The following is a 16,230-nucleotide window of genomic DNA, read 5'->3' as shown; positions in this document are numbered from 1 at the left end:
GGCGAACGCCTTATGCTCAGCTGCGGTATAGCCGCGGCATGTCGCGATCGTAACGGCGCCACTCGCGGCGCTCTTCCCAGCGCTCTGCACGCCATGGCCGCCAATGGCGGCGTTCATAACGCCATTCGGATCGGCGCCAATCGCGGCGATCGCCCCAGTCACGATCACCGCGCCAGTCACGGTCGTCTCGCCAACTGTCGTGTCGCCAGCTGTCATGAACCTGGACGATACCGTTTTGCGCGGAGACCGGCGGCCGGCCGACGGGCATGGTTGCGGCAGGCGCAAAGGCCGCAAAGGCCGCACCGAGGGAAATGGCTGCGGTCAGAAAAAGCGCGAACTTCATGGCTGTTTCCTCATTGACGATGAGGAGACACTGCGCCGCAGCGGCTGAATTGCTGCTGAAGCAATCCTTCAGGCAGGTTCATCAAGGAAAACGCGCCGGTCGCGCAAAGAGGGATGGTGCCCCCGGCAGGGTTCGAACCCGCGACCCCCTGATTACAAATCAGGTGCTCTACCAACTGAGCTACAAGGGCAATAGCTGCCCAACTAACAGATTCTGCGATCCTGTAAAGGGAAATCCGTGCCGGCGCAGGCAGGTCGGCGTATCCAAAACGCCTTCTCATGCAAAACGGCCTTGTCGCAACTGCCATTTATCCTTTAGCTAGAGCAGCTTCACAAAGGGCATTGCATGGGCCGTTCATTCCAGACGCTTTCCTTTATCGCTTCGCCGACGATGGAGGCGCTCGCAGCGCGCGAAGAGCTGATTCGCATCTACGGCGACGTGCCGGAAGACCAGGCTGATGTCATTGTCGCGCTGGGCGGCGATGGCTTCATGCTGCAGACGCTGCACAGCACTATGAATTCGGGCAAGCTGGTCTACGGCATGAATCGCGGCTCGGTCGGCTTCCTGATGAACGATTACAGCACCGAACGGCTTCAGGAGCGTATCTGCGTCGCCGTCGAAAACGCCTTCCGTCCCTTGAAGATGACGACGGCCAACGCCGATGGTACCAGTTCCACGGCGCTCGCCATCAACGAGGTCTATCTTTTCCGCCAGTCTTATCAGGCTGCCAATCTGAGGGTCGTGGTCGACGGGCGCGTGCGTCTGGAGGAACTGATCTGCGATGGGCTGATGGTGGCCACCCCTGCCGGATCGACGGCCTATAATCTTTCCGCCCATGGGCCGATCCTGCCGCTCGAGGCGCCACTGCTTGCCATGACGCCGGTCAGCGCTTTCAGGCCGCGCCGCTGGAGGGGCGCCCTGCTTCCGAACAAGGTGACTGTCGATATCGACGTGCTCGAGCCGGTGAAGCGGCCGGTGAATGCGGTGGCAGACAATACGGAAGTCAAATCCGTGTTGCATGTCCGCATCGCCCAGTCGGAGCATATGACGGCGCGTATCCTCTCCGATCCGGACCGCTCCTGGTCCGACCGTATTCTCGCCGAGCAGTTCAAGGATTGATATGATAGCAATGCGCCTGACATTGATGACCGCGATTTTCCTCGTCGGATGCTTCGCCGCGATCGCCGCTCCCGCGCAGGATGCAATCCTGCCGGCTTCTGTGATTTTCGCGACCAGCACCGGCTACTGGGAGGACGACGGGAATGCGCCGGCCGTCGAGCGGGCGCCCGCTGCTGCTGAGAGCGTTTCCGACCCTGAGGGGAAGCGCCACGGCTACTATAAGCTCTTTGCCGTGCGTCAGCCGGACAGGACGTCGAAAGTCTATCTGCAGCAGGTCGCCCAGACCGAGACCGGTCCGGCGATTGCCTCAACCGTCGAGCTGCAGGAGATCAGCGATCTGAAGCCTTACGTGACCGATATCCGCCCAGAAAATTCGCGCGGCGTCATCAAGCAACCCGGCCTCTTCGCCACAATCTATCTGAAGACCGATCCTGCGGCCGAGCCGGATGGCTGGACCGTGCTGATCGACGAACTCGGTGACATCACCATCGAGAAAGCGACCAATTAAGCAGTGAGACGCTGTTCGCACAGGCGGCAATGATGAAACTCGGCTTTCGCGAGGGCGTCCTATACGACGACCAAAGACCGAATTGGGACGCAGCCGGTCCAAGGCCGGTCCGCTGGTCGCTGTGGTATCCGGCCGCCGATGACGTGCGGGAATGCGATATCCAGGAAAGAAGCTGGTTTCGGAAGGCGGCGGTCGCTCGCGACGCACCGATCCGGCCCTCGGGCAGGCCTTATCCCCTCGTCCTTCTGTCACACGGCACCGGCGGATCGGCGGCAGGGCTGGAATGGCTGGCGCGGCGCCTCGTCGATCGCGGATTTGCGGCGCTCGGCGTCGACCATCACGGCAATACAAGCAACGAGCCCTATCGTGCCGAAGGTTTTGCCTGTCTCTGGGAACGGGCGCCGGACCTGAGCTTGATGCTCGACCGCTGTGACGATTGGCTCGGCGATCTTGCGGGTGGGATCGATGCGGACCGTGCATTCGCGGCCGGATTTTCGGCCGGAGCCTATAGCGTGACGCTGCTTCTCGGCGCTATCGCCCAGTTCTCGCAGTTCGAACCGTCAAGGCTGAAGCCTGGGGGTCCGCGAGGGCCAAGGGAATTTCCCGACCTCGCCGATCATATCCCCTCATTGCTTTGCACCAGCGATGTGTTTCGCGAATCATGGTCCCGGATGTCACGATCCTATCGGGACGACAGGATCACAGCGGCGGTTCTCTGCGCGCCCGGCCGCTCCGTACTCGGCTTCGGGGAGGAAAGCCTGAAGACTGTCGGGGCGCCCACTCTTATCCTTGTCGGCGACGCCGACAAGGCGGCACCGGCCGAGGAATGCTCTTCGTGGCTTCATCACCGGTTGACCCGTAGCGTCCTGAAAATCTTCGGAGGCGGCTTCGGGCATTATGTTTTTGTGCCCGAGGGCACACGGCTCGGCCTTGCCTTTGCGGCCGAGCTCTTCACCGATCCGCCGGGCATCAAGCGGGCGGCCGTTCATGACGAGATTGCCGACCTATCGGCAGCGCTGTTTCATCATGGCGACGTCGGCGCGATAGCCTGAACAAAAGAAAAGCCCCGTTTCCAGGGCTTTTCTGATTTCCATAATGCTGACTATCAGTCGACATCTTCGACGACGGCATCGGCGGCGCCGCTGATGCGATGGGCAAGTGCAGCTTCCATGAACTCGTTCAGATCGCCGTCGAGCACGTCGTCCGGAGCGGTGCTGGCGACGCCGGTACGCAGGTCCTTGACCAGCTGGTAAGGCTGCAACACGTAGGAGCGGATCTGGTGACCCCAACCGATATCCGTCTTGGAAGCGGCTTCGGCGTTCGCGGCCTCTTCTCGCTTCTTCAACTCTGCTTCGTACATCCGGGCACGCAGCATTTCCCACGCCTTGGCGCGGTTCTTGTGCTGCGAACGTTCCTGCTGGCAGGCCACCACAATCCCGGTCGGGATGTGGGTGATGCGCACGGCCGAGTCCGTCGTGTTGACGTGCTGGCCGCCAGCGCCGGACGAACGATAGGTGTCGATGCGGCAATCGCTTTCGTTGATCTCGATGTTGATCGAGTCGTCGACGACCGGATAAACCCAGATCGATGAGAAGGACGTATGGCGACGCGCATTGCTGTCATAGGGCGAAATGCGCACCAGACGATGCACGCCCGATTCCGTTTTCAGCCAGCCATACGCGTTGTGGCCCTTGACGAGCAGCGTCGCGGACTTGATCCCCGCCTCTTCGCCGTCATGGACTTCGAGAAGTTCGACCTTGAAGCGCTGGCGTTCCGCCCAGCGGGTGTACATGCGCAAAAGCATGTTCGCCCAATCCTGGCTTTCGGTGCCGCCGGCGCCCGAATGAACTTCGAGATAGGTGTCGTTGGCATCGGCCTCGCCGGACAGCATCGCCTCCACCTGGCGGCGCGCGGCCTCGGTCTTCAAAGCCTTCAAGGCATCCTCGGCCTCTTTGACGATGCCTTCGTCGCCTTCTTCCTCGCCGAGTTCGACCAGCTCGACATTGTCTTTCAGCTGCTGTTCGAGCTGCCGGACGCCGTTGACGCCGTCATCGAGCTGCTGGCGCTCGCGCATCAGTTTCTGCGCTTCGGCAGCGTCGTTCCAGAGGTTCGGATCCTCTGCCTTGTTGTTCAACCAGTCCAGTCGCCTTATCGCCTGGTCCCAGTCAAAGATGCCTCCTCAGCAGGGTGATAGCCTGCTTGGTTTCATCGACCACGTTTTCGATTTCCGCTCGCATTTTCCGCTTCTCTGTCTCGGTCTTCTCAAGTGCTGGTGACATAGAGACGCCCGCCGCGGATGTAAAGGGCCGCGGCGGGCGTTCAAAAATTCAGATCTCGGTCAGAACAGACCGGGCGTGCCGGTCTGGACGGCCTGGTTGGCCTGCGGCGAGGTCTTCAGGATCTCCTCCGGCGCCATGGTGCTGTCCATGCCGATGACGGAGAAGCTGTCGGCCGGGCCGGTGCCGGGTTTGAAGGCCTCGACGATGGTGTTCGGATCGCCGTCGGCGGCTGCCATGCCGGTCTTGCGGTCGATCGGGATCAGGTTCATGCCTGATGGAATGACGAACTTCGATTCCGGCATGTCCTTGACGGCGGTCTGCATGAATTCGTTGAAAATCGGGGCGGAGAGACCGCCGCCCGTACCGCCGCGGCCAAGCGGCGCCGGTGTATCGAAACCCATATAGAGGCCGGCGACCAGATCCGGCGTGAAACCGACGAACCAGGCATCTTTCTCGTCATTGGTGGTGCCGGTCTTTCCGGCGACGTCACGGCCGCCGAGATCGATCTTGCCTGCGGCGGTGCCGCGCTGGATGACGCCCTGCATCATCGAGGTGATCTGGTAGGCGGTCATCGGGTCGAGAACGGTTTCGCGGTTGTCGACGACATTAGGCTCTTCCTGGTTCTGCCAGTCACCGGCATTGCAGCCCTCGCACAGGCGCTCCTCATGCTTGAAGATCGTCTTGCCGTAGCGGTCCTGGATGCGGTCGATCAATGTCGGCTTGATCTGCTTGCCACCGTTGGCGATGACCGAATAGGCCGAGACCATACGCAGCACTGTCGTATCGCCAGCACCGAGCGACATGGAAAGAACCGGCAGCATGTGATCATAGATACCGAAACGTTCGGCATATTCGGCAACGATGTTCATGCCGAGATCGTTGGCGAGGCGCACCGTCATCAGGTTGCGCGAATGCTCGATGCCCGAGCGCAGCGTCGACGGGCCGCCGACATCGCCGCCATAGTTTTCCGGCCTCCAGACCTGGCCACCCGAAACGATCTCGATCGGCGCATCCATGATGACGGAGGCCGGCGTATAGCCATTGTCCATAGCCGCTGCGTAGACGAAGGGCTTGAAGGACGAGCCTGGCTGGCGCATCGCCTGGGTGGCCCGATTGAATTCGGACTGGGCATAGGAGAAGCCGCCGACCATGGCGAGCACGCGGCCGGTCTTCGGATCCATGGCGACAAGGCCGCCCTGCACCTTCGGCGGCTGGCGCAGACGGTAGGAGGTCGAGGCGTTGTCACCGAGCTTCTCGACATAGACGACGTCGCCCGCACTCAAGACTCCGGTCGGAGATTTCGCCGTCTTGCGGGAGCCGTCCGCCGAACGGAAAGCCCATTGCATGTTCTTGGCGTCGATGGTGCCGCGCTGACGGTCTGCCGCTACCTTGCCGCTCCCGTTCTTGGCCGGCTGCAGGCCGATGTCGACGTTATCGTCGGAGACGGCGAGCACGACTGCGAGGCGCCATTCCGGAACGTCGGACAGGGCGGGAATATCGGCAAGCGCCTTGCCCCAGTCGCCGCTCGCGTCGATCTGCTTGATGGGCCCGTGGAAACCACGACGCTCGTCATAGGTTACGAGGCCATCCTGCAGTGCCTTGCGGGCGGCGAGCTGCATCTGCGGATCAAGCGAAGTGCGCACGGAAAGGCCGCCCTCGTAGAGAACCTTCTCGCCATATTGATCGATCAGCTGGCGGCGCACCGCTTCGGCGAAATAATCGGAAGCGAAGAGCGAGGGACCGGTGGTGCGGGCGGTGACGCCAAGCGGCTGCTTCTTGGCTTCCGCGCCGTCACTCTGGCTGACATAGCCGTTCTCCACCATGCGGTCGATGACCCAGTTGCGGCGCTCGAGCGCTGCCTCGGGATGGCGGAACGGATGATAATTGGCTGGGCCTTTCGGCAGCGATGCCAGGTAGGCGGCCTCGGCGACGGTCAGTTCGGTGACCGACTTGTTGAAGTAGGTGAGCGCGGCGCCGGCGATGCCATAGGAATTCAGTCCAAAGAAAATCTCGTTTAGGTAGAGCTCGAGAATCTTGTCCTTGCTGTAGGCCTGCTCGATACGGAACGAGAGGATTGCTTCCTTGATCTTGCGGTCGATCGTCTGGTCCGAGCTCAAAAGGAAGTTCTTAGCCACTTGCTGGGTGATTGTGGAAGCACCGACGGGACGACGGCCGGAACCGAAATTCTGCAGGTTGACGAGAATTGCGCGGCCGAGACCGGTAAGGTCGACGCCCGGATGATTGTAGAAATTCTTGTCTTCGGCTGACAGGAAAGCGGCCTTGACGCGATCTGGAACGGCCTGGATCGGCAGGAAGAGACGCTTTTCCTTGGCATATTCGGCCATGAGAGCGCCGTTTCCGGCATGCACGCGGGTCGTCACCGGCGGCGCGTAGCTGTTCAGAACGGCGTAGTCCGGGAGATCCTTGGCGACATTGGCGAGATAGATGGCAATACCCGCCGCCGCGACCAGAAACAGGACACAGGCCATTCCGAAGAAATATCCAAGAAGTCTAACCATATTTTCAGCTACCGGTCTCTTCGATCTTCAATCGGCGCAGTCGCAACGATTGCACAGATCGAGGCAATTTGCACGTTTCGCGCGGCTTACTCCATGAGCGCTACCGCCACAAGTCGATTCCGCTCCTCAGACTGCGAAACATAAGCCGGAGTAACGGCGCGAATGTGAGCAAAATAGGGCCCCGCTCGCCGCATTCACCGCTGCGGCAGCGTTTCATCAGGACTGTCACATCCAAGCAACGCCCTTCCCCGCCAACAACCCGAAGTACGCCGCTCAGAGCATGATTCATCGGATGCGGCCAAGTCTCTGTTTTCATGGATGCCGACTGAGCAAACGCGCTGGGATTTTCGGGCGGCGTTCTTCAGCCGCCATTCGCCACGACGCCGGTGCGGTATCGCTTCACCGCCTCGGTCAGGAGATCGGCGATCCTGTTGCGCCAGCTTTCGTCGAGCAGCAGTTTCTCGTCTTCGGCATTCGACAGGAAGCCGAGCTCGAGCAGAATCGATGGCACATCGGGCGCCTGCAGCACACGGAAGCCGGCGTGGCGGTGCGGATTGTTGATGGTGCCGACCTGGTCCTTGAAGGAATTCAGCACGCTCTCGGCCAGCGAGATCGAGAAGGCCTGCGTCTCACGCCGCGTCAGGTCGAGCAGGATGTCGGCAACCTCGGGCGGCTCGGCGACTGTCTCCTTGCCGGCGATCTGGTCGGAAAGGTTTTCGCGCTCGGCAAGATCGGCGGCGAGCTTGTCGGAGGCCCTGTCCGAGATCGTATAGACGGTCGCGCCGCGAATATCCTTCTGTTTCAGCGTGTCGGCATGCAATGAAATGAGCAGGCCGGCATGGTTCTGACGCGCGATCAGCACGCGCTGGGAAAGCGACAGGAATTCGTCATCGCTGCGCGTCAGGACCGCCTTGATGCCCGGCTCCTTGTCCAGCCGATCGGCCAGAGCCTTGGCGAAGGCAAGCGTCACCTGCTTTTCCTCGGTCTTGGTATCGACGCCGATCGCGCCGGTATCGATGCCGCCATGGCCGGCATCGACGGCAATGACGAAATCACCAGGAGCGGTTTTCTCCGGTGCCGGAATGGCGCTTGTCGCCCGGGCCGCCTCGGCCCGATCGTCCCAGGATTGGGTCTTGACCAGTTCGGCAAAGGCCTGCTTGTCGATCATCTCGGCATCGAGTACCAGGCGATGGCCCCTGCCCGCCTCGTCAGCCTGCACCTTGGCTAGCGAAAGTTTCACCGGCCCTGTCGTTGTCAGCACGATGCGGGCGCTCTCCTCGTCCATCTTGCCGTAACGAATATCCTTGAAGAGGCCGCGGGCGGCGAAATCGTTTGCCGGAAAACCGAAAGCGGTGGCCGGCAGATCGACAACGATGCGCTCCGGATTGGCGATATAATGGACAGAGAAACGCGGTTCGCGATCGAAATCGATGACGATGCGCGTTCTGGCATCATCGCCGATGATGCGCGCCCCATAAGCGAGCAACGGATCCTTCGTCTCTGCCGAACCCGCAAGGCCAGGCAGGAGGCAACCTGCAAGGAGCACCGCCGTCTGAACCCGCCTTACGAATGTCGATCGCCGCGTTGCGGACTGCGCCGCGATCCGAGCCCTCTTAAACAATTAGCCGCCACACCTTATCTATACCGCGATGGACCGGACATGACCGGAGCGGACGCCCGAGAGCGAAACGCTTTGCCGCCTGCCGAATCGCAATCGCTTGTCCCCAGCTTCTATGCGTTTCGAAATCCATCAATATTATGGCACATTTGGCTTTTCCCTTGCTATTGTGACTGAGAAAACATACAACGAATTTTAGGGTAGAAGTGTTGACGGGATAGAGTCGCCGCAAAGGCTGCCAGCCAGATCTGGACCTGGCGCCACCTCGGCCATCGTCCGCCGTCTCATGCGCTTCAACCCGAGAACTGGATCCTGATTTTCCGGCTTCTGTCGGAACTTCATTGGTGGATCAGCCACCACGCTCTCAGGGAGCAAACTCATCGGACCCGAAACGGTCTTCGTATTGTCGATCACGCTTGGTTGTTGATGGTTTCGCAGCAGGTTTTATCTGAAGTGTACAGGCCCCGGACCGAAATGGTTCCGGCTGCGGTCTGGCTGCTGCTCTCCCCTTCGCATCAGGCGCGACTTTCATTATCCGGCGCGGCCACGGTGGACCGCATTCTTTCTGTTTCAACAGCAGTCGGGAATGCGCTCTCGCGGCCACGCCGAGGAGCACAGCTTACATGGCAGACAAAATGCTTATCGATGCGTCTCACGAGGAAGAGACGCGCGTCGTTGTCGTTCGCGGGAACCGCATAGAAGAATTTGACTTCGAGTCGCAGCACAAGAAGCAGATCCGCGGCAATATCTATCTCGCAAAGGTAACGAGGGTCGAGCCCTCGCTGCAGGCCGCCTTCGTCGATTACGGCGGCAACCGGCACGGCTTCCTGGCCTTCGCCGAAATTCACCCCGACTATTACCAGATACCGCTCGCCGATCGTCAGGCCCTGCTTCGGGCCGAAGCCGAGGAGCATCGCCGCGACGAAGACGTCGAACACGTCGAAACCGCGCCGGTCGTCGATCTTTCGACCCAGGACCAGCCGGATGTCGGTATCGTTCCGGCAGAGGCTGGCGAAGCGGCCGACGTCACCGAAGAGGCTGTCGCAGCAGAGGCCGCGGCATCGCCGGAGACCGTCGAGGAAGCGCCGGCCAAGAAGGCAAGGCCGCGCCGCAGCCGCAAGAAGACGGCAGAAGCGACTGTCGAGACGACTGCGACCGAGGATGCCGTTCCCACGGACGTCGAAGCCGAAGGCGCTGCGAATATTGACAACGAGGATGACAGCCCCGCCGGCGGCGCGATGGCCGCCATGGTGGAAACCGACTCGATCTCCGAGGATGTCGATGCCAGCAAGCGTCACCGCGACGACGACGATGACGATGACGACCACGGCGAAGAGGAAGTCATCGAATCCGTCGGCGCCGAAGACGCGATGGAAGAAGTGCCGGACCGCGTCCAGCGCAAGCCCCGCAAGCAGTACCGCATCCAGGAAGTGATCAAGCGCCGGCAGATCCTGCTGGTGCAGGTTGCCAAGGAAGAGCGCGGCAACAAGGGCGCGGCGCTGACCACCTATCTCTCGCTCGCCGGCCGCTATTCGGTTCTGATGCCGAACACGGCTCGCGGCGGCGGCATTTCCCGCAAGATCACCAACCCGCAGGACCGCAAGCGGCTGAAGGAAATCGCCCGCATGCTGGAAGTTCCGCAGGGCATGGGCGTGATCCTGCGTACCGCCGGCGCCAACCGCACCAAGGTCGAGGTCAAGCGCGATTTCGAATATCTCATGCGCCTGTGGGAGAACGTGCGCACGCTGACGCTGGCGTCTACCGCTCCCTGCCTCGTCTATGAGGAAGGCTCGCTGATCAAGCGATCGATCCGCGACCTCTACAACAAGGACATCGGCGAGATCATCGTTGCCGGCGAAGAAGGCTATCGTGAAGCGAAAGACTTCATGAAAATGCTGATGCCGAGCCACGCCAAGGTGGTGCAGCCCTATCGTGACATCCACCCGATCTTCTCTCGCTCCGGCATTGAGGCCCAGCTCGACCGCATGCTGCAGCCGCAGGTGACGCTGCGTTCCGGCGGCTACCTGATCATGAACCAGACGGAAGCACTGGTCTCGATTGACGTCAATTCCGGCCGCTCGACACGCGAACACTCGATTGAGGACACCGCGCTGCAGACGAACCTCGAAGCTGCGGAAGAAATCGCCCGCCAGCTTCGCCTGCGCGACCTCGCCGGCCTGATCGTCATCGACTTCATCGACATGGAAGAAAAGCGCAACAATCGCGCCGTCGAGAAGAAGCTGAAGGAATGCCTGAAGAACGACCGCGCCCGCATTCAGGTCGGCCGCATTTCGCATTTCGGCCTGCTCGAAATGTCGCGCCAGCGGATCCGCGCTTCCGTTCTCGAATCGACCACCCAGGTCTGCTCGCATTGCGGCGGCACCGGCCATGTCCGTTCTCAGTCCTCCGTCGCCCTGCATGTGCTGCGCGGCATCGAGGAATATCTGCTGAAGAATACGACGCACAACATCACCGTGCGCACCACGCCCGACATCGCGCTCTACCTGCTCAACCATAAGCGCCAGACGATCGTCGATTACGAAGCCCGCTTCGGTGTAGCGATCATCATCGACGCAGACGGCTCGGTCGGTGCGCAGCATTTCGCAATTGACCGCGGCGAAGCCGTAGAAAATCCGGTCAAGATCGAAAGCCTCTTCAACTTCGCAGCCATTCCGGAGGATGACGACGACGATATCGTCATCGAGGCGGATGAGGATGAAGACGAGGAGCTCGAAGAAAAGGCCGCTGCGGCCGAGCGCCCCGCCACGGCGCGTTCGGAAAGCGAAGGCGAAGGCAACCGCAAGCGCAAGCGTCGCAGGCGCCGTCGCGGCCGCAACGGCACTGCCGAGCAGCCGGCATCGGCGGCAGGAGAAGCTGGCGACGAGGAAGAGGACGGCGAGGACGAAGGCAGTGAGGGCGATGAAACCGCCGCTGCTGCGCCCGAGGCCCGCGCCGAAAATGAGGAATCACAGCGCCGCAAGCGCCGTCGTCGCGGCAAGCGCGGCGGTCGCCGCAATCGCGAGGACGGCTCCGAACTGACGGCCGGTGAAGCCGGCGAAGATAACGGCAGCGACGAAGACGAAGGCGCTTCCGATGACAACGCTCCCGGTGAAGCCGAAATTGTCGAGGCGGTTGCCGAACAGGCCAGCGAGAGCCAGGCCGTAACGGCCGCTGTCGAAGGCGCTGCCGTCGTCACGGAGGAGGTGAAACCCGCCCGTGGCCGCGGCCGCCGTAAAGCCGCCGCATCGCCGGTCGAAGAACCGGTAGCAGAGGCAGCGCCCGCCGTCGAAGCCGAGCCGGAGGTGGTCGAAGCCTCCGCCGATCTCGGAGCACCTGCCCAGGAAGAAGCAAAGCCGGTTCGGGCCAATCGCGAATCCAACATCTCCTCGTCCGAGCCAACGGTGAAATCCACCCGCAGCGAAAATGGCGAAAGTGACGAAGGCAAGCCAAAGAAAGCCGGCTGGTGGCAGCGCCGTGGCTTCTTTTGAACGCTGATTTTCGGACGTAAATAATGAGATCCGGCTGCGGCGACGCGGCCGGTTTTTTTGTTTGCGGTGGTCGCATCGCTGGGTGTGGGACCCGCGAAGCCGATGTGTATCTCCAAGAACTTATACACATGCAGCAAAGATGCGGACGAATGCAGAGATGGCTGATGCCATGCCCGGCGCAGCAACGACCGCCACGGGATTAGCCACTAACATTTAGATTCGAACAGGCGAGCCGGGCAACGAGCGTCGCTCTTACTTGCGATCAGGCCGCCGGCGGGTAGAGCAGATCGACGATGTAGCTGGCGTCGAAGCGGGAGTCGAGCATGCCGTAGGTGGAGCGCCAGCCGCCGGCAAGACGCGTCTCGATGAAAGCATCGGCAATGCGCCCTGCCCCGAGCCGGTAGAGTTCGGCGGCGCCGGCGGCAAGGGCTAACTGCTCGACGAGCAGGCGTGCCGCGCCTTCGTCCTGTTCGCAGAGAGCAATGGCAGCGCGCAACACGTCGATCGTCTTCTTGCCGGCGGGGCCGAGATCGCGCGCCAGACCCGAGAAAACCGTCTCGAATAGATCCTTGCCGCGGTTGAGCACACGCAACACATCGAGCGCCATGACATTGCCGGAGCCTTCCCAGATGGCATTGACGGGAGCCTCGCGGTAATGACGGGCGATTGGACGCTCTTCGATGTAGCCGTTGCCGCCGATGCATTCCATCGCCTCGTAGATCAGCGCGGGCGCGATCTTGCAGCACCAGTATTTGGCGACCGGCGTCATGACGCGGGCATAGGCCGCTTCCTCGGCATTGCCGCGCGCCTTGTCGAAGGCGTCGGCAAGGCGGAAGGACAGCGCGGTGGCGGCAGCGACATCGAGCGCCATGTCGGCGAGCACGCGCGTCATGATCGGCTGGTTAACGAGCATCTTGCCAAAGACGCTGCGGCCGCGGGTGTGATGGACGGCCTCGGCAAGCGAGGCGCGCATAATGCCAGAGGAGGCAAGGGCGCAGTCGAGCCGCGTCAGCGTCACCATGTCGAGAATGGTGCGGATGCCGGCATCCGGGCCGCCGAGCAGGAAACCGAACGTGTCTGAGAATTCCACCTCGGAAGAGGCGTTGGAGCGATTGCCGACCTTGTCCTTCAGCCGCTGGAATTGCAGTCCGTTGGCGGAACCGTCCTCCAGAAGGCGCGGCACGAGGAAGCAGCCCATGCCCTCCTTCGTCTGCGCCAGCATGATGAAAGCATCGCTCATCGGCGCGGACATGAACCATTTGTGACCTGAGAGCCGGTAGATGCCTTCGCTGACCTTTTCGGCAGCCGTTCGGTTGGCCCGGACATCCGTGCCGCCCTGCTTTTCCGTCATGCCCATGCCGATGGTAACGGCAGACTTTTGCATGGCGGGCCGGTTCGACGAATCATATTTGCGCGACAGGATCTTCGGCGCCCAGTCCTTCTGCACCGCGGGCGAAGCCGACAACGCGGCAACCGAAGCGCTCGTCATTGTCAGCGGGCAGAGGTGACCGGATTCCAGCTGTGCCGTCAGGTAGAAACGCGCGGCGCGTACCTTGTGGGCCTCATCCTTGGCTTCGGTATCGGCCTGCGGGTCCCAGACCGAGGAATGCAGGCCGACCGACATGGAGCGGCGCATCAGCGCGTGCCAGGCCGGATGGAATTCCACCACGTCGAGGCGCTCGCCACGCGGGCCGTGGGTGCGCAGTTGCGGCGTGCCCTGGTTTGCCATGCGCGCCAGCTCCTGCGCCTCCGGCAAGGTGACGTAGCGGCCCATATTTTCCAGGTCTTCGCGGATGCCGCGCGGCAGGGCCGCCGTCAGATCGACGATCAGGGGATCGGACCGATAGGCGTTGATGCCGGACCACAGGCTCGGCTGGTTGAGTTCTGCGAGTTTGTCGTCAGTCCGGTTGGCGGAGGTCATTGTTCGCTTCTATTGCAAGAACCCGGCAAGGGAAACCGGAAGTTATGATTCGCTCCCATCTGCTCTATCGGAATTCGGACGAAAATGCATGGGACATAAGCCTTTGCCCACAGCGCGTGCTTGCCCCGGCGGGCGGCACTCATTATAGACCCGCAAGAGACAGCAAGAGGCAGGGTCATGGTCTTTTTCCCCCACCGCCACCTCATCGGCATCAAGGGCCTCACCGAGCAGGATATCACCTATCTTCTCGACAGGGCCGACGAAGCCGTCAAAATCAGCCGCCAGAGAGAAAAGAAGACGTCGACCCTGCGCGGGCTGACGCAGATCAATCTCTTCTTCGAGGCATCGACCCGCACGCAGGCCTCGTTCGAGCTCGCCGGCAAGCGGCTCGGCGCCGACGTCATGAACATGTCGGTCGGCAATTCCTCGGTGAAGAAAGGCGAAACGCTGATCGATACGGCGATGACGCTGAATGCGATGCGCCCGGACGTGCTGGTGATCCGCCATTCAAGCGCCGGCGCGGCCGCCTTGCTCGCGCAGAAGGTCTCCTGCTCGGTCGTCAATGCCGGTGACGGCCAGCACGAACACCCGACCCAGGCGCTGCTCGACGCGCTGACGATCCGCCGCGCCAAGGGCAAGCTCTCGCGCATCATCGTGGCGATCTGCGGCGACGTGCTGCACTCGCGCGTGGCGCGCTCCAATATCCTGCTGCTGAATGCCATGGGCGCGCGCGTGCGCGTCGTTGCGCCCGCCACCCTCCTGCCCGCCGGCATCGCCGACATGGGCGTCGAGGTTTTCCATTCGATGAAGGAAGGGCTGAAGGACGCCGACGTCGTGATGATGCTGCGGCTGCAGCGCGAGCGCATGTCCGGCGCCTTCGTGCCGTCGGTGCGCGAATATTATCACTTCTACGGACTCGACGCCGAAACGCTGAAGGCCGCCAAGGATGATGCGCTGGTAATGCATCCCGGACCAATGAACCGGGGCGTCGAGATCGCCTCCGAAGTGGCCGACGGTCCGCAGAGCGTGATCGCCGAACAGGTGGAAATGGGGGTTGCAGTACGCATGGCTGTCATGGAGACGCTGCTCGTCTCGCAGAACCAAGGCCCCCGAACCGACGGAATGATGGCATGAGCAATCCGATCGTCCTCAAGAATGTCCGCATCGTCGATCCCTCGCGCAATCTCGACGAGATCGGAACGATCATTGCTAAAAATGGCGTGATCCTTGCAGCCGGCAGAGAGGCGCAGAACCAGGGCGCGCCGGAAGGCGCTGCCGTGCGCGACTGCACCGGCCTGGTGGCGACCCCCGGCCTCGTCGATGCGCGCGTCCATATTGGCGAGCCCGGCGGCGAGCATCGCGAGACGATCGCCTCGGCGAGCCGGGCGGCGGCAGCCGGCGGCGTCACCTCGATCATCATGATGCCGGACACAGATCCCGTCATCGACGACATCGCGCTCGTCGAATTCGTCAAGAAGACGGCGCGGGATACCGCCGCCGTCAACGTTTATCCGGCAGCCGCCCTCACCAAGGGTCTTGCCGGCGAGGAGATGACGGAGATCGGCCTCTTGATGCAGGCGGGTGCGGTCGCCTTCACCGATGCCCATTCCAGCGTCCACAACACACAGGTGCTGCGCCGGATCATGACCTATGCGCGCGAATTTGGCGCCGTCATCTCCTGCGAGACGCGAGACAAATATCTCGGTGCAAACGGTGTCATGCATGAGGGGCTTTTCGCCAGCTGGCTCGGGCTCTCCGGCATTCCACGGGAAGCCGAACTCATTCCGCTCGAACGCGACCTCAGGGTGGCAGAGCTGACGCGAGGACGTTATCACGCCGCCATGATCTCAGTGCCGGAATCGGTCGAGGCCATCGAACGCGCCCGCAGGCGCGGCGCCCAGGTGACCTCGGGCATCTCGATCAACAATCTGGCGCTCAACGAGAACGACATCGGCGAATACCGCACTTTCTTCAAGCTCTATCCGCCGTTGCGCCCGGAAGACGACCGGGTTGCCATGGCCGAAGCGCTTGCACGCGGCGCGATCGATATCATCGTCTCCTCTCATGATCCGCAGGACGTCGACACGAAGCGCCTGCCGTTCGGCGAGGCGGCCGACGGCGCGGTCGGATTGGAAACGATGCTGGCGGCGGCCCTCAGACTTCACCATGGCGGCCATGTCAGCCTGATGCGCCTGATCGACGCCATGTCCACCCGCCCGGCACAAATTTTCGGCCTTGATGCCGGCACGCTGAAGCCGGGTGCTGCGGCCGATATCACACTGATCGATCTCGATGAGCCTTGGCTTGTCGCCAAAGACATGCTTCTCTCCCGGTCGAAGAACACGCCGTTCGAGGATGCGCGCTTCAGCGGGCGAGCGGTTGCGACCTATGTCTCGGGAAAGCTTGTCCACGCAGTTTAGAATCGACATCATCGC

At 61.9% G+C, this 16,230-nt stretch carries 11 protein-coding genes and 1 tRNA gene; 6 read left to right on the top strand and 6 right to left on the bottom strand.

Features of this window, described 5'->3' with window-relative positions; translation table 11 throughout:
- Nucleotides 1–16 precede the first annotated feature (16 nt).
- The gene (locus tag J2J98_RS08230) at nucleotides 17–415 is read right to left on the bottom strand and encodes a hypothetical protein (RefSeq protein WP_207603101.1); all 399 of its coding nucleotides are present in this window, start codon (nucleotides 413–415) and stop codon (nucleotides 17–19) included.
- Between the two features lie 42 nt (nucleotides 416–457).
- A tRNA-Thr gene (locus J2J98_RS08225) sits at nucleotides 458–533 on the bottom strand.
- A gap of 155 nt (nucleotides 534–688) precedes the next feature.
- Between J2J98_RS08225 and J2J98_RS08220 the strand changes: the two genes are divergently transcribed.
- From J2J98_RS08220 to J2J98_RS08210, 3 genes are read left to right on the top strand one after another with little or no spacing between them, the layout of a single operon-like run.
- Nucleotides 689–1,462, top strand: a complete 774-nt coding sequence (locus J2J98_RS08220) for an NAD kinase (protein ID WP_064706963.1) — start codon at nucleotides 689–691, stop codon at nucleotides 1,460–1,462.
- A 4-nt stretch (nucleotides 1,463–1,466) separates the two neighbouring features.
- Complete coding sequence (locus tag J2J98_RS08215; RefSeq protein ID WP_064711309.1) at nucleotides 1,467–1,970, top strand: hypothetical protein; 504 nt, start codon at nucleotides 1,467–1,469, stop codon at nucleotides 1,968–1,970.
- 32 nt (nucleotides 1,971–2,002) lie between these two features.
- Nucleotides 2,003–3,022, top strand: a complete 1,020-nt coding sequence (locus tag J2J98_RS08210) for an alpha/beta hydrolase family protein (protein ID WP_207603100.1) — start codon at nucleotides 2,003–2,005, stop codon at nucleotides 3,020–3,022.
- Nucleotides 3,023–3,075: 53 nt separating this feature from the next.
- On the opposite strand, the gene prfB is transcribed toward J2J98_RS08210, so the two are convergent.
- From prfB to J2J98_RS08195, 3 genes are all read right to left on the bottom strand, one after another.
- A protein-coding gene (gene prfB, locus J2J98_RS08205) for a peptide chain release factor 2 (protein ID WP_171049251.1) occupies nucleotides 3,076–4,207 on the bottom strand; the annotation gives its coding sequence in 2 pieces (ribosomal slippage) (nucleotides 3,076–4,137 and nucleotides 4,139–4,207; 1,131 coding nt in all).
- 101 nt (nucleotides 4,208–4,308) lie between these two features.
- The gene (locus J2J98_RS08200) at nucleotides 4,309–6,768 is read right to left on the bottom strand and encodes a penicillin-binding protein 1A (protein WP_207602829.1); all 2,460 of its coding nucleotides are present in this window, start codon (nucleotides 6,766–6,768) and stop codon (nucleotides 4,309–4,311) included.
- Nucleotides 6,769–7,129: 361 nt separating this feature from the next.
- Nucleotides 7,130–8,389 carry an N-acetylmuramoyl-L-alanine amidase gene (locus J2J98_RS08195; protein WP_207602828.1) on the bottom strand — a complete coding sequence of 420 codons (1,260 nt, stop codon included), beginning with the start codon at nucleotides 8,387–8,389 and terminating at the stop codon, nucleotides 7,130–7,132.
- A 620-nt stretch (nucleotides 8,390–9,009) separates the two neighbouring features.
- Between J2J98_RS08195 and J2J98_RS08190 the strand changes: the two genes are divergently transcribed.
- A complete protein-coding gene (locus J2J98_RS08190) occupies nucleotides 9,010–11,874 on the top strand; it encodes an Rne/Rng family ribonuclease (RefSeq protein WP_064706959.1) in 2,865 nt (954 codons plus the stop codon).
- A gap of 262 nt (nucleotides 11,875–12,136) precedes the next feature.
- Here J2J98_RS08190 and J2J98_RS08185 read toward each other — a convergent pair whose 3' ends face one another.
- The gene (locus J2J98_RS08185; RefSeq protein ID WP_207602827.1) at nucleotides 12,137–13,795 is read right to left on the bottom strand and encodes an acyl-CoA dehydrogenase family protein; all 1,659 of its coding nucleotides are present in this window, start codon (nucleotides 13,793–13,795) and stop codon (nucleotides 12,137–12,139) included.
- A gap of 177 nt (nucleotides 13,796–13,972) precedes the next feature.
- On the opposite strand from J2J98_RS08185, the gene J2J98_RS08180 reads away from it, so the two are divergent.
- Together J2J98_RS08180 and J2J98_RS08175 are read left to right on the top strand one after the other, a co-directional pair.
- Nucleotides 13,973–14,929 (top strand): aspartate carbamoyltransferase catalytic subunit, encoded by a 957-nt coding sequence (locus J2J98_RS08180; RefSeq protein WP_064706957.1) that lies wholly within the window; start codon nucleotides 13,973–13,975, stop codon nucleotides 14,927–14,929.
- Nucleotides 14,926–16,215: a dihydroorotase gene (locus J2J98_RS08175; RefSeq protein ID WP_064711227.1), complete on the top strand. Its 1,290-nt coding sequence runs from the start codon at nucleotides 14,926–14,928 to the stop codon at nucleotides 16,213–16,215. The genes J2J98_RS08180 and J2J98_RS08175 overlap by 4 nt, the downstream gene beginning before the upstream one ends.
- The last annotated feature ends 15 nt before the right edge of the window (nucleotides 16,216–16,230 follow it).

The organism is Rhizobium bangladeshense, assembly GCF_017357245.1.
GTDB classification, from domain to species: Bacteria; Pseudomonadota; Alphaproteobacteria; order Rhizobiales; family Rhizobiaceae; genus Rhizobium; species Rhizobium bangladeshense.
Note: the sequence above shows the minus strand (reverse complement) of the source record. Positions and strands in the feature narration are given on the sequence as shown.